The following is a 13,365-nucleotide window of genomic DNA, read 5'->3' as shown; positions in this document are numbered from 1 at the left end:
TCAACTTCCTTTCGTCAACGGTTCGCGGAATGGAAGGCATCGAATTGCTCCTGCAGCTCGGCGGCTACGTGATCGATTCCGGCATCCTTCAACTTTTCCCGGAATTGCCGCATCGTCCCGTCCCAATCCGTCCGATAGTCGTAGAGCTTTGACAAATATTCGGAAATGACCACGTTCAGTTGGGCCATCTCCGATTTGATGGGGGACAGATCCGGCACGAAGCCGAGCGTGGGCGAGGAGACGGCCTCAAGGTCCCAGTTCCGGAGCTCGGCCGCGTATTCCGGAGAGATGTAGCGGCTGAACCGGGCGAACCGGATGTCGTCCCAGGCCCAGCTGATCGGAACGTATCGCTTGTCCGCGGGGATGCCGTCATAGGAGAGGGCGTCTCCCTCCAGCTTGTAATTCACGTCCCGAATGCCGTACGTGAACAGATCGTAATTTTCCTGGCTGCTTCTCACCCAGTTCAAGAACGCGACCGCCTCGTTCACGTGCCGGCTGGTCGAAAACACGGAAAGAATGTTATCCGCCCCGGTGAACAAATATTTCGGCTTCTCCGGATGCAGATACACGTTTTCCAACTCGCCTTCCGGCGACGCGGCTTTGAAAGCGTCGATCCTCTCCGTCTGTTTCATGACCACGCTCCACGTGGCGGCGATCTTCCCTTCGTAGAAAGCTTTTTCCGGATCGGGCATTTCCTCCGTGGCCGCGACGAACGTCGGCGTGTAGCCTTTCTTTTGCCATTCGTGCAACTTGCCCATGATATTGCGGAAAAAATCGGAGTCATACGTGATCCGAACCCGAAGCAAGGGGTCCGAGGGATCGATGTAGACGGGGGAATTCAAGTAATTGCCGGCGAGAAACGCGACGTCGCCGTATTCCCGCAGCAGAAAGCGGCCGGAGTCGTAAAAATAGGGAACGATGCCGGGTTCGTGCTCGGAAATCGCTTGCAAATAGGCGTCCATGTCCGCCGCTTTCCGGATTTCGGGGATCCCGTACTTGACGCGCAGATCGGAACGGATTTGCACGAAGCTCTGGAATTCGGCAATCGGCATGACGCGGGGGATCCCGTAAATCTTCCCGCCCACGGTCACTCCTTGCATGGCGTAAGTCGGGCTGTTCCGCAAAATTTCGCGTCCAAAACGCGATAACGCTTCGTCCAAGGGAGCCAGCGCTTTCTTCGCGACCAGGCCGGCCAGATCGGAAAAGGAAGTCAGCCCGATATCGTAGGTCTCGCCGGTCGCGTCGAGCAGCCATTCCTTGTTTCCGTATTGGCCGAAATCGACGAACGTGAAGGAGAGTTTAAACGGCAAGCCGTCCGCCGCCAGCTTGGCCTCGACCGCCCGGGTCACTTCGGCGAGATCCCGCGGCGGTTCTCCGGGAAACAGAAGCTTGAGCTCCGCGGGTTGCAGTTCGGATGACGCGGTTAACGAGGAAGCGGGAATCGGCCAGGCCGGGGAGGAGGCTGTCTCGCGATGCGGGAGACTCGTCCGGAACGCGGCGAATGCCAGCGCGGCCGCCGCAAGGATCGCAAGCGAGAGGAATAGGGTCGATTTCTTCATGCGGATTTCTCCTCCAAGCCGTAACCGTTTTCAAACTCACCATAACATAGACGAACACAACAGCGCCAGATTCCGCTGCTGTGTCCGTCGATTCCGCAAGTTTATTTGCCCGCGGCCAAATACCGGTCGTACTGGGCCTGCCTGCCCTTGAGGACATCTTCGATGCCCATGCTTTTCAGCGTGCCCAGGTACTTGTCGAAGTTGTCGAGGCTCTCTTTGCCCGTAATGAACTTGGCTTCCATTTCCGTGGTGTAGGTCGTGATGTCCGGCATGATCGTATTTTCTACGGAAGCTTCTTCGGCCAGCGCATAGATGAACGGGTATGGCGGCTTGATGTATTTCTCCATCTCTTTGTCGAGCTGAGCGTGCCATGGCGCTACCAGGACGTCGGTTGCGTCGACCGATTGCTCGATCGGCATGTTGACGGGATTAATGCCGAATTGCTGGATGAAGTCGTTGTCTTTGCCCTGCTCCGTGAACTGCTTCTTGCCGTCCGCGACCGTGTAGGTCTGGCCTTCCAGCCCCCATGCGTAAATCTCCTTGGCTTCCTCGCTGCTGGCGTAATCCAGGAATTTGAACGCGAGCTCCGGATCCTTCGCGTCCTTGGACACGCCGAAGATGCCGGTGATCGGATTGCGGCCGAGATAGAACGCGTCCCCGTGCGGTCCTTTGAGCGGCGCGATTCCTTTGATCAGGGGCTTGCTCGGATCGTAATCCTTATACAGCGGGCTGTAGGTCATCGACTGATGCCAGCTGAAGTTGAAGGTGACGCCGCTGATGTCCTGCGAGAACTTGGACGTGACCTGGTCCGACGTCGTGCTCGCGTAGTCGGATTCGAGCAGTCCTTCCTTATAGAGGCCGTTCAGGTAAGCGAGATATTCTTTGTAGGCAGGCTCGTAGTACGAGTAGTGGACTTTGCCGCCGTCGTCGGCGTAGAAAAGGTTGGACAAGTCCAAGCCGAACGAAGTGCCGAACGCCATGCCCAGGAATTTCGGATCCATCGTCATCGGGATTTCGTCCGCCTTGCCGTTGCCGTTCGGATCCCCGGTTTTGAATTTGCGCAGCATCTCCGTGAATTCGTCCAGCGTGGCCGGCTCCCCAAGGCTCAGCTTCTCCAGCCATTTGACGTTCACCATCCAGAGCGGCATGTAATTCTTGGTCACCGCGAGCTGCGGCAGGTAATAGATTTTGCCGTCCGGCGTCGTCAAGCTGGCTTTCAGATCCGGGTATTTCTCGAACATCTTCTTGACGTTCACGCCGTATTTGTCGATGTATTCATTCAGCGGGACGAACAGACCCGCCTGGATGTTTTTCATCGTCTGGTCTTGATCCGTATTGTATACGATGTCCGGCAAGTCCCGGCCGGCCGCCAGCCGGGGATTGATCGCGTCCTGATACGTTCCGGGCGCGAGCAGCTCCCAATCGACGGTGACGCCGGCCCGCTTGGCGATTTCCTGGACGATCGGCGCCTTGGCCAAATCCACGTTGTTGTACCAGGAGTTGGTCGCCAAAATCTTCAGCGTGCCCGGCTTGTCGGTAACGGGTCCTTTCCCGTCATACGCGAAGCCGGCGGACGTTGCCGCCGATGGACTAGCCCCTCCTTGTGCCGCTCCGGCGCCGGAACTTTTGCTCTCGGAACCGCCTCCCGAGCAGCCTGCCGCAAGCAGCGCGATCACGGCGCCCGAGATCGTCAAGCTTGCCCATTTCCGTACTCTCTTTTTCACGTGCGTTACCTCCCTTGAGTATTGGAAAACGACATCTATGCAGAAAGGAACTACCCTTTTACTGCCCCGAGCGTAATCCCCTTCACGAAATACTTCTGGATGAAGGGGTAAACCATGATGATGGGCACGATGCTGACGACGACGGTGACGTAACGCACTTGCAGCGTCGATACCGCGAGCGACGCGGCTTCCGTCTGTCCGCCCATCTTCTGCATGACTTCCGGCGAAGCCATGATGAGCACCCTGCGCAGGAAAATCTGCAACGGCTGCAGTTCCTGCCGGCCGAGATAGAGAAGCGCATTGAAAAAGTCGTTCCAGTGCCAGACCGCATAGTAGAGGGCCAATACGGCGATCGTCGGCTTCGCCAGCGGGACGGCCATCCGGGCCATCAGCGTGAAGTCCCGGGCCCCGTCCATGGCGGCGCTTTCAAAGATTTCCTCCGGAAGGTTCTCGAACGCCGAACGGAGAATCATCACGTTGAACGTGCTGACCAGCACCGGAAGCACCATGACCCATCTCGTGTTATAGAGGCCGAGATCGGTGATCACGATATACAGCGGAATCAGCCCGCCGGAGAAATACATCGTGAACGCGATGAAGAAGTTGAGCTTCCGCCGCAGGAAGAACCTTCTGCGCGACAGCGGATACGCCGCCAGGCATGTCGCCAAGAGATTGGCCGCCGTGCCGACGACCGTGTACCAAATCGTGTTGTAGTAGGCGCGCCACAGCTCCGGATATTGAAGCACCATTTTATAGCCGGAGAGGCTGAAATCCACCGGGAACAGCGTCACCAGCTTGCGGTTGATCGCATCCACCGAACTGAAGGAGACGCTGACGACATAAAGGAACGGGTACAGCGTGACGCATACGGCCAGTATCGTGATGAGGTAGACCAATGCCGTGTAGCTTTTGTCCGCCCAAGAACCTCCGCCCCGGGTCCGGCCGACGGCCGGCTCGCCCCGATTCGCCCAAGTTTTTTCCATACCGTTCTCCATTCTCCGTTCTCCGTTTCGGTTACCACAGCGACATTTCGTTCCAGCGCCGGCTCATCCGATTGGCGAAATAGACCAGAACGAAGCTGACGAGCGAATTGAACAAGCCTACCGCGGTGGCGAAGCTGAAGTTTTTGGATTCGATCCCTTGCCGGTACACGTAAGTCGAGATGACGTCGGCCGTCTCGTACGTGGAGGGGTTGTACAGCAGGTACACTTTCTCGAAATTGACGCTCATGATGCCGCCGATCGAGAGCAGCAGCAGGATGACGATCGTCGGCTTCAGGCTGGGCAGGGTGAGATGCCAGAGCTCGCGGAATTTGCCCACGCCGTCGATCTTGCCGGAATCGTAGATTTCCGGATCGATGCCCATGATCGCCGCGATGTAGATGATCGAGCTGAAGCCGAAGCTCTGCCAGATGCCGCTGGCCGTGAAAATCGTCCGGAACCAGTCCGGCTCCATCATGAAGTTGATTTTCTCCATGCCGAGCTTCACGAGCCACGCGTTCACGACGCCGTCCGAAGGGGACAGGAAATTGACGATCATGCCGGCGACGACCACGGTGGAGATGAAATGCGGGAGGTACGTCACCGTCTGGGCGAACCGTTTGAACAGGCCGTTCTTGATTTCCACGACGCAGATCGCGAACAGGATGGGAATCCAGAACCCGAACAGCAGCGGGTAGAAAGCGAGCAGGAACGTGTTCCGCAGCAGCCGGAAGAAGTACCGGGAATGGGCGAATTGCTCGAACCATCTGAGCCCGACCCAATCTCCCCCGAACATCCCGTGCCCCGGCACGAAATTTTTGAACGCGATCAGCACCCCGGGCATGGGCAAGTAGCAGAAGACGAAGTAGTACAGGAAAATCGGCAAAAACATCAGCAGCAGCCATTTGTCCCGTCGAATCAGCTTGCGCAGGGGAATCCCCTTGTTGTCCACGTCGTTTCTCCTTTCCCTCAGCGTTCAACCGTTTGACAGCCCCAGTGTAGCAGAGGTCCCGAAAGCGCTGAATCCAACGATTTTTCGATCCGTATCCCTTTCTTGCGCTTTTGAAGCCGGCTTCCGCGAACCTAAAATCCGAACAAGATTCGCAAGAAAATGTCATACTCGCGGACCCGGGAATTTTGTTAAAATGGGTGGAAACGGTTTCTTCGCGCGCGAGAGGAGGAGTCCCGTGTTCCGGATACTGGTCGTGGACGACGAGCATATCGAACGGAGGGGGATCCGGTTCCTGATCCGGAAATACGGGCTGGAGCTTGAGGTGTTGGAAGCGGACAACGGCGAAGAAGCGCTGGACGTTCTCGAAGCCGAGCCGGTCGATATCCTGCTCACCGACATCAAGATGCCCTTCATGGACGGACTGGAGCTGTGCCGGAGGGCGCGGGAACGGTTTCCCGGGCTCAAAATCATCATTTTCAGCGCCTACGGCGAGTTCGAGTATGCCCGGCAGGCGATCGAGCACCATATTTTCTCCTATTTGCTCAAACCGATCGACGTCGGCGATTTCACCCGGGAGTTTGCCCGCGTATTGGAAACCTGCAGGCAAGAACAAGAGGAGAAGGAAAGGGAGAAACGGCTCCTCGAGGGGTATGCCAAAGGAATGGAGCACGAAAGGGAGAACCTGCTCCTCGGGCTGCTGTACGGCACGCTCCATCTGTCCGCGGATCAGCTGGCGCAGGCGGGGTTCGGTTGGGACGCCCGGAACGTCCGTTTGGTTCTCGTCGATACGGAGGATCCGGTATTCGGGGCGGCGGACGATCGGTTCGCGGCCGCAGTCCGGGCCGTGTGTCCCTCAGGCCTGGAGATCGTCAACCTGAACGAGCACCAAAGCCTGTTGTTCCTGTCTTCCGAGCCGAATGAAGAGCGGGAGCCCAGCGAGTTGGGCCGCCGGCTCCAGGAGGAACTCGCCGCCGCGTTAAACGCCGGGAACGTGACGATCGTCATCGGGCGGCCGGTATCGGACCCTTGGGGGATCGCCGAGGAATTCCGTTGCATGGAATCCACGGCCGAGGAGAAATTCTTCCATCCGAACGGCGCGGTCCTGTATACGGACGAAAGCCAGGCGAAACGCGATCTGTCGGCCGTGCTGCCCAAGCTGGTCGAGACGGTCAATTGGCATCTGGAGGCCCAAGACGGGTTCGGTTACCGCAGGGGAGTCGAATTGTTCTTCAAAACCGTCGAAGGCAGCGGGCAGCATTCGCAGATTTTCGTCAAGTATTTATGCGCGGAGATGGCCAAGAAGCTGCTGCAGGCCCGGGGGAAGCATGAAGCGGAGGAGCTCCGGCAGTGCGTCGAAGAAATTTTCGGGAGCCCGACGCTGGCGAGCCTGGAGCGGAGTTTTACCGGTTGGATCAGTCGAACGGGGGATACGGAAGAATCGAGTCCCGATCATACGAAGAAAGCGATCAAAGACATCGTGAAGCTGATCGAGGAGCATTACGCGGAGCCGATCAGCCTCGGCTGGCTGGCCGACCGGGTGTACTTGACGCAAACCTACCTCAGTTACTTGTTCACGAAGGAAATGGGCCAGCCGTTCGTTAAATATTTGACGCAAGTTCGGATACGGAAAGCGGCCGAGCTGCTGCGGTCCACCCATCTCTCCATCGCGGACATCAGCGCGCAAGTCGGCTATCCGAACGATTCGTACTTCTGCAAAATTTTCAAACACCACCACGGGATCAGCCCGGCCAAATACCGGGAAGGCAGGGGCTGACATGGCGTACGTGCTGAACCGGTTCAAAGACCTGCGCTTCCGCCATAAGCTGATCTTGTCCTATCTCATCGTCTCGCTGATCCCGCTGCTGATGCTCGGGGCATTCTCCTACGCGCAAGCGAGCCGGTTCCTGATCCGGCAGGCCGAGCAGAACCTCGACGGTTCGATCGGCCAGCTCGCCACGACCATCAATTACCGGGCCGAGCAGCATGAGTCGATCATCAACTCGATTACGCAGAACGTCGTGTTTAAGCAAATCTTCGTCGCCAATAACGGGGATTTCCCCTTGCTGTACCGCGATTACGTCGACCCGTTCTTCAGCAACATCCTGGACTTCAACAAAGACCTGCTGCAAATCTCGGTCTTTACGGATAACCCGAACATCCTGCGGGGCGAATACATTTTGCCGCTGGAGCTGCTCGCCAACATGCGCTGGGACGGATCCGGCCTTCGGGCGTCGGCCACGCAGTGGAACCTGGTAAACGGCAAACTGTTCGCGGCCAGGCCGTTCGAGGACGGACGCGCGGAAGCGGAAGGCCGGAAGCCCGCGCTGCTGTTCCTCAGCATCGACGCGGACGGCATGTTTCAAGGACTGGAGGACCTTCAGGCCGACGCCTACGGCGTTCGGATCGTGGACCGGCAAGGGCGGACTTTGATGACGAAGCTCGTGAACGCGGAAGGAAAAGAGTGGAACGCGAACGACGGCGTCTTGTCCATTACGAAAGACATCCCGCTGACGGGTTGGAAGCTCATGATCGACACGCCGAAATGGAGTCTGGCCGTCAACGCGAACAGCATCGTCGGCGCCACTTTGCTGATCGCGGTCGTCTGCCTGCTGATCCTGCTGCTGATCATCGGGCTTTTCTCCAAAGGGTTCGTCAAGCCGATCGTCAATCTGAACAAGAAAATGCTGATCGTGGAGACGGGCAATCTGAAAGTCGACGTCGGCAGCGTATCGAAAGACGAAATCGGCCAACTGACCAACCGGTTCGGGAACATGCTGGCCAATATCAACCGGCTGATCGAGGAAGTCTACCAGAGCAAGATCACGCAGAAGGAGGCCGAACTGCGGGCGTTGCAGACGCAGATCAACCCCCATTTCCTGTATAATACCCTCTCGATCATCAATTGGAAGGCGCTCGAAATCGACGCGATGGAGATCAGCCAGCTGACCCATTCGGTGTCGCGGTTTTACCGGACCGTGTTGAACAAGGGCCGGAGCATCATTGCCGTGGCGAACGAGCTGGAAAACGCCTCGGCGTACATGGAGATTCAGCTCGTCATGCACGACCATAACTTCGATTTCGTATGCGAAGTCGAGGAGGAGCTGCTGCAGTATGATATGATCCATCTGGTGTTCCAACCGGTTTTGGAAAACGCGCTGGAACACGGCATCGACCGGCTGCGCAAGGGAAGCCGCCGGGGCCGGATCGTCCTGCGGGGTTATTCCGCGGGCGGCGATATGGAATTCTCGATTTCGGACAACGGTCCGGGCATCGAGCCGGAAGTCGCGGGGGAGATCCTGAACACCGCGTCTACCGCCGGATACGGCCTGAAAAACGTGCATGACCGCATTCAACTGCGCTTCGGTCCGCCTTACGGCGTTCGAATCGCCGGCGAACCGGACCGGGGCACGACGGTATATTTGCGATTCCCGAAATACCGGGCGGCGGGATCGGCCGAATGATCGGATGGCGCGATGGGTTACGAGCGGACCGCCGGGAGATCGGCGATCCTTTCGAAGATCCGTTTGCCTTTCCTGCGGGCGGCGTCGACCATCTCGTCCGCGCCTTTCGAAGGGCCGCCGACCCGCAGCACGGCGTCGCAATGTTCCAGGAGCCGAACCGACGAAGGGTGGAAGATCCGGTCGAAAATTTCGTCGCCCAGACGTCTGGAGCCCGCCGTGGCGAGAAGGGGCAGCGCATACCATTCGCCCAACACGGGCATATGGCCGGCTTCGTATACTTGAAGGGCGATTTCGTTCATGTACCGGAGATTCCGTTCGATCTTCCCGGGGTCGTCGCCCGTTCCGGAACGGTAGGGACCGGCGATTAGGATGTGCAAGGGTTTCGACTCCGTTACCGGCTCCGGTTCAGGCGCCAGCAAACCGTGAATTTGCGCGTATTGCAGCAGCAGGATCGTCTTGGCGTCTTTGATTTCGCCGGTGTCGACCATGTTCAGCGCCTGCCGGAACGGAAGCTCCAGCACCTCGATGTTTTCCTGCTCCTCCTCCAAACCGCCGCCCTGGCCGACATTCATCCCGGAATCGTACTCCGCCGTGAAGAAGTGCAGGATTTCCGTGACGGATCCCGGGGACATGTAGGCTTCGCCGATCTTGCGCACCTTGTCGATCCGGTACCCCGTTTCCTCCTCCGTCTCCCTCCGAATGCTCGCCTCCGGCGTATCGGAATCCAGAAGGCCGGCGCACGTTTCGATTAACATCCCCGTCTCGTTGCCGTTCTTGTAGGTCGGCATCCGGAATTGCCGGGTCAGGACTACCGTCTGCTTCTCGCGGTTATAAAGGAGAATCGTCGCGCCGTTGCCGCGGTCATACACCTCGCGCGACTGCGTCTCCCAAATTCCGTTATCTTTCCGATAGTCGAAGGTGACTTTTTTCAATACGTACCAATTGTCCGATAAGAGTTCCTCGCGTACGTTTCGCACTCTGGCATTCCGCTGTTCCGTCATTATGGTTATTTCCTCCCGATGAACATTCCGTTTTCTTTGGTCATTTCGATGACGCCTTTGTTTTGTTGCAGGGCATGCTCGACATGTTTTCGAAACTTTTCCATGACCGTTCCGGCGAGCAGTAACCGGGCGTTCATGGGCGTCGAAACGACGTAATCGATCAGCGCCTCGGCTTCGGTGACAATCAATCGATCTTCGTAACGCAATAGGCGTACGTCTTGAAAGACCGGAAAGAGCCGCTCCTCGCCGTTGCCGAAATGGAAGCGGTCGATGGCGTCATCGAGCACGTGCATGCCGGGATCGAACGAGACCGCAAGCTGCTCCAATTCTCGCAAATGCGCTTGGCTCATCGTCGAAGCGTACAGCAACCCCCCGGGTTTGAGCACGCGATGGATTTCCCGAATGGCCGCTGGAAGATCCGGAACGTGATAGAGCAGATTGTTGGCGATGACAAGGTCGAATTGCTCTTCATGGAACGGGATCCGCTGCGCATCGGCCGTCAGAAATTTGAATTGCGGCCGTTCCGCTCCGATGCGGCGCAACGCTTCGTCGATCATGCCACTGGAAACGTCCGAAAGCGTGATCCGCCAGTCCTCCGGGATCCGGTCCGCGTTCCGCTCCCAGAGGGTGCCGTCGCCGCAGCCGAGTTCCAGGATAGTCGCGCGGGGACGCGGCTCCAGCTGCTCGAACACCCAGCGATGCCATCCATGCGGATTCATGCTGAAGCGATCATAGAGGTGCCTTCGGGTCTGCAGGCGGGCGGCCGTCCGGTACTGCTCGACCCCGCGCTGTTCGAATTGCACGGCTTGTATGATCTCGAGCAATCGGTCGGGGTCGGGGACAGGGTTCTCCCCCGGGGGCTCGCCGGGGACGGGATCCAGGACTTTGCGGATCGCCTGGATGATATTTTCCTCGTGGGCGATCTTGCGGCGGAGCACCTCGACTTGCGCCTGCAGCGAGCTGCGGAAGTCGCGGCCGGCCGCCGAATCCTCGGATAGCACCTCTTGAATCTCTTGAAGGGACATGCCGGCATACTTCAAAGTCTGGATTTTCTGCAGGCGGTTCAAATTTTCCTTGGAATATCTGCGGGCGGAGGAGGCTTCGTGACGGTCGACCGGAGTCAATAGGCCGATCTGGTCGTAGTACCGCAGCGTGCGCAGGGTGATCCCCGTTTGCATGGCGAGTTGGCCCGTCGTCAGCAAGTCTTCGTTCTGCAGCGTGGTCAGTCCCCCTTACCGATTGTTGGAAATGCGGCCGTTGATACCAAGTATATCGGGTGACGTTGCGTCACCTGCAAGGGGAATTTTGCACGACTATCGAAGTCCGGACGATTTGATTGTCGGTGACGCGTTAGATAGGTTGAACTTTATCGAAATAGGAGGAATTTTGATACTTATATTTAAATCTTATATATAATTCTAATGTTTAAGGGTTGGAGTGTAACGATGAATGAGGAAATCGTGAATGCCGTTCTTGGCTTCCGGCAGAGCCGCAATTGGGAGCAGTTCCACAATCCGAAGGACATAGCCATCTCGCTTAGCATCGAAGCCTCCGAACTATTGGAAAATTTCCAATGGAAAACGTCCGAGGAAGCGCTGGAAGGAAAGATAGAGAGCATTGCGGAAGAACTGGCGGATGTCCTCATCTATGCGATTTATCTGGCGGATGCGTTGGATCTAAAGATTGAGGATGTCATTCGGAACAAGCTCGCACAGAACGAAAGAAAGTATCCGATCGAAAAGGCTTTCGGACGGAAGGACAAATATACGGAACTGTAGAGGGTGCGGACGTTGATCATTTATAGCAGCAGCGCTCGTGAATTTCGGGAAAAAGTCGATAGCAACCTGCTTACGGTAACGATCGAAGAGGCATTCGTCAAAAAAATGGGGAAACAGCCTAGCTCCGGAGAGATTCGAGCATGGAATAACTCGATGCAATTCATGGAGCGCGTCATCCGCAATTCCAAAATCGCGGACGATTGCGGGATCCTGATCGAATACAACATTCCGGCTACCAGCAAAAGAGTCGATTTTATCGTGACGGGACAGGATGAGTACGGAAATAACAATTTTATTATCGTGGAATTGAAGCAATGGGACTCGGCTAAAGCAACGGACCGCGAGGACGTGGTTCTGGCATGCGTCGGGGGCAAAGAGAGGGAAATGACGCATCCTTCTTATCAGGCATGGTCCTATCGACAGTATTTAGAAGATATGAATGAGGCCGTCCAATCCCATCAACTCCGCAGTTACTCCTGTGCCTATTTGCACAATTACAGAACTCCGCAACCGGATCCGCTTCAGAGCAAGCAATATCAACCCATCATTCAAAAATCGCCTTTATTTTTATCCGAAGATACATTCAAGCTTCAGGAGTTTATCCGTAAGCATACGGGCCAAGGCAATGGAATTAATCTGCTGTACTTGATCGAGAACGGGAAAATCCGCCCTTCCAAGAAGCTCATCGACCATATCGACGGACTTTTCAAAGGGAATGCGGAGTTCACCCTATTGGACGAACAGAAGATTGCCTACGAATCGATCTTGAGCGCTGCGAAGGATATCGCGAAGAAGAAGACGGTGATCGTGAAAGGCGGCCCCGGCACCGGCAAGTCGGTCATCTCGATGAATGCATTGGGCGGTCTGCTCAAGCACAAATTGAACGTGAAGTTCGTGGCTCCAAATGCTTCTTTTCGGTCGGCAATGGTGGAAACTTTGGTGAAGCAGCAGCCCAAGAACAAAACGAGGGCTCGAAATTTATTCGTCGGCTCCGGTCAATTTTTCGATTCGCCTTCCGACTTCTTTGACGTCTTGATCGTGGATGAAGCCCATCGGCTGAAGGGGAAAGGCGCCTACATGTACCAGGGCGAGAATCAGATCGAGGATATCATCAAAGCGTCTAAAGTTAACGTGTTCTTTATCGATGATTTCCAGCGCATTCGCCCGGACGATATCGGCACCGTCGAAGAGATCAAACGCATCGCAAGGTTGAACGGTTCGGAAGTCCTCGAATATGCGTTGTCGGCGCAATTTCGCTGCTCGGGGGCGGAAGGTTTCCTGAACTGGATCGATCATATTTTTCAGATCCGGGAGACGGGCAACTTTAACGGATGGGATCAGGATGTCTTTCAGTTCGTCCTGATGGACAGTCCCCATACCGTTTACGATCACATCAAGGAGAAGGTGCACGAGGGCTGTAAAGCTCGCATGTTGGCCGGATATGCTTGGAATTGGACGGACGCGAAGAACGGCAACCCGAACGGAGAGATCGAAGACGTGGACATCCCCGAGCATCAATTCAAAATGCCCTGGAACGGGAGAGCATTGTCCACCTGGGCGATCGATGAGAGAGGAGTTGAGCAGATCGGGTGCGTTCACACCTCGCAAGGACTGGAATTCGATTACGTGGGCGTCATCATCGGCAACGATCTGAAGTATGATCCGAGCGAGAAGCGGATATATGCGGATTACGAGGAATACAAGGACAAGCTTGGAAAAAAGGGACTGAAAAACGATAACCAACAACTGACGAAGCTAATTAAAAATATATACAAAGTCTTGATCTCAAGGGGCATGAAAGGTTGCTTCCTGTATTGCCGTAATCCTGAGCTTCAAGCGTATCTGAAGGCTCAGTGGGGCCGGATTTTGATGATGGATGCGCAAAGTGAAACTCAATCTATATAGAATTC

The 13,365-nt window shown here is 56.3% G+C and carries 10 protein-coding genes; 4 read left to right on the top strand and 6 right to left on the bottom strand.

The window, feature by feature from the left end; translation table 11 throughout:
- Nucleotides 1–14: 14 nt before the first annotated feature.
- From PTZ19_RS17380 to PTZ19_RS17365, 4 genes are all read right to left on the bottom strand, one after another.
- Complete coding sequence (locus PTZ19_RS17380; RefSeq protein ID WP_276356351.1) at nucleotides 15–1,559, bottom strand: ABC transporter substrate-binding protein; 1,545 nt, start codon at nucleotides 1,557–1,559, stop codon at nucleotides 15–17.
- Between the two features lie 101 nt (nucleotides 1,560–1,660).
- Nucleotides 1,661–3,283, bottom strand: coding sequence for an extracellular solute-binding protein (locus PTZ19_RS17375; RefSeq protein ID WP_276356350.1), 1,623 nt, complete (start codon nucleotides 3,281–3,283; stop codon nucleotides 1,661–1,663).
- Nucleotides 3,284–3,333: 50 nt separating this feature from the next.
- Nucleotides 3,334–4,266 carry a carbohydrate ABC transporter permease gene (locus tag PTZ19_RS17370; RefSeq protein WP_276356349.1) on the bottom strand — a complete coding sequence of 311 codons (933 nt, stop codon included), beginning with the start codon at nucleotides 4,264–4,266 and terminating at the stop codon, nucleotides 3,334–3,336.
- Between the two features lie 31 nt (nucleotides 4,267–4,297).
- A complete protein-coding gene (locus PTZ19_RS17365) occupies nucleotides 4,298–5,215 on the bottom strand; it encodes an ABC transporter permease (RefSeq protein WP_276356348.1) in 918 nt (305 codons plus the stop codon).
- A 235-nt stretch (nucleotides 5,216–5,450) separates the two neighbouring features.
- On the opposite strand from PTZ19_RS17365, the gene PTZ19_RS17360 reads away from it, so the two are divergent.
- Nucleotides 5,451–6,989, top strand: a complete 1,539-nt coding sequence (locus tag PTZ19_RS17360) for a response regulator (RefSeq protein ID WP_276356347.1) — start codon at nucleotides 5,451–5,453, stop codon at nucleotides 6,987–6,989.
- Between the two features lies 1 nt (nucleotide 6,990).
- Nucleotides 6,991–8,676: a sensor histidine kinase gene (locus tag PTZ19_RS17355; protein ID WP_276356346.1), complete on the top strand. Its 1,686-nt coding sequence runs from the start codon at nucleotides 6,991–6,993 to the stop codon at nucleotides 8,674–8,676.
- 17 nt (nucleotides 8,677–8,693) lie between these two features.
- Here PTZ19_RS17355 and nudK read toward each other — a convergent pair whose 3' ends face one another.
- Both nudK and PTZ19_RS17345 read right to left on the bottom strand, forming a co-directional pair.
- On the bottom strand, nucleotides 8,694–9,677 hold the full coding sequence (gene nudK, locus PTZ19_RS17350; protein ID WP_276356345.1) for a GDP-mannose pyrophosphatase NudK: 984 nt from the start codon (nucleotides 9,675–9,677) through the stop codon (nucleotides 8,694–8,696).
- A 5-nt stretch (nucleotides 9,678–9,682) separates the two neighbouring features.
- Complete coding sequence (locus tag PTZ19_RS17345; protein WP_276356344.1) at nucleotides 9,683–10,879, bottom strand: MerR family transcriptional regulator; 1,197 nt, start codon at nucleotides 10,877–10,879, stop codon at nucleotides 9,683–9,685.
- A gap of 243 nt (nucleotides 10,880–11,122) precedes the next feature.
- Between PTZ19_RS17345 and PTZ19_RS17340 the strand changes: the two genes are divergently transcribed.
- The gene (locus PTZ19_RS17340; protein ID WP_276356343.1) at nucleotides 11,123–11,455 is read left to right on the top strand and encodes a nucleotide pyrophosphohydrolase; all 333 of its coding nucleotides are present in this window, start codon (nucleotides 11,123–11,125) and stop codon (nucleotides 11,453–11,455) included.
- Nucleotides 11,456–11,608: 153 nt separating this feature from the next.
- Nucleotides 11,609–13,360, top strand: coding sequence for a DUF2075 domain-containing protein (locus tag PTZ19_RS17335; RefSeq protein ID WP_276356342.1), 1,752 nt, complete (start codon nucleotides 11,609–11,611; stop codon nucleotides 13,358–13,360).
- The last annotated feature ends 5 nt before the right edge of the window (nucleotides 13,361–13,365 follow it).

Origin of the sequence: Cohnella caldifontis, assembly GCF_029360585.1 — a bacterium.
GTDB lineage: Bacteria > Bacillota > Bacilli > Paenibacillales > Paenibacillaceae > Cohnella > Cohnella caldifontis.
The sequence above is the reverse complement of the archived record's forward strand: the minus strand, read 5'-3'. Positions and strand labels throughout refer to the sequence as shown.

Excerpts from the sequence above, each read along its gene's own strand:
- PTZ19_RS17355 (WP_276356346.1), top strand. The coding sequence starts at position 6,991 with ATGGCGTACGTGCTGAACCGGTTCAAAGACCTGCGCTTCCGCCATAAG.
- nudK (WP_276356345.1), bottom strand. The coding sequence starts at position 9,677 with ATGACGGAACAGCGGAATGCCAGAGTGCGAAACGTACGCGAGGAACTC.
- PTZ19_RS17340 (WP_276356343.1), top strand. The coding sequence starts at position 11,123 with ATGAATGAGGAAATCGTGAATGCCGTTCTTGGCTTCCGGCAGAGCCGC.
- PTZ19_RS17335 (WP_276356342.1), top strand. The coding sequence starts at position 11,609 with ATGCAATTCATGGAGCGCGTCATCCGCAATTCCAAAATCGCGGACGAT.
- PTZ19_RS17370 (WP_276356349.1), bottom strand. The coding sequence starts at position 4,266 with ATGGAAAAAACTTGGGCGAATCGGGGCGAGCCGGCCGTCGGCCGGACC.
- PTZ19_RS17380 (WP_276356351.1), bottom strand. The coding sequence starts at position 1,559 with ATGAAGAAATCGACCCTATTCCTCTCGCTTGCGATCCTTGCGGCGGCC.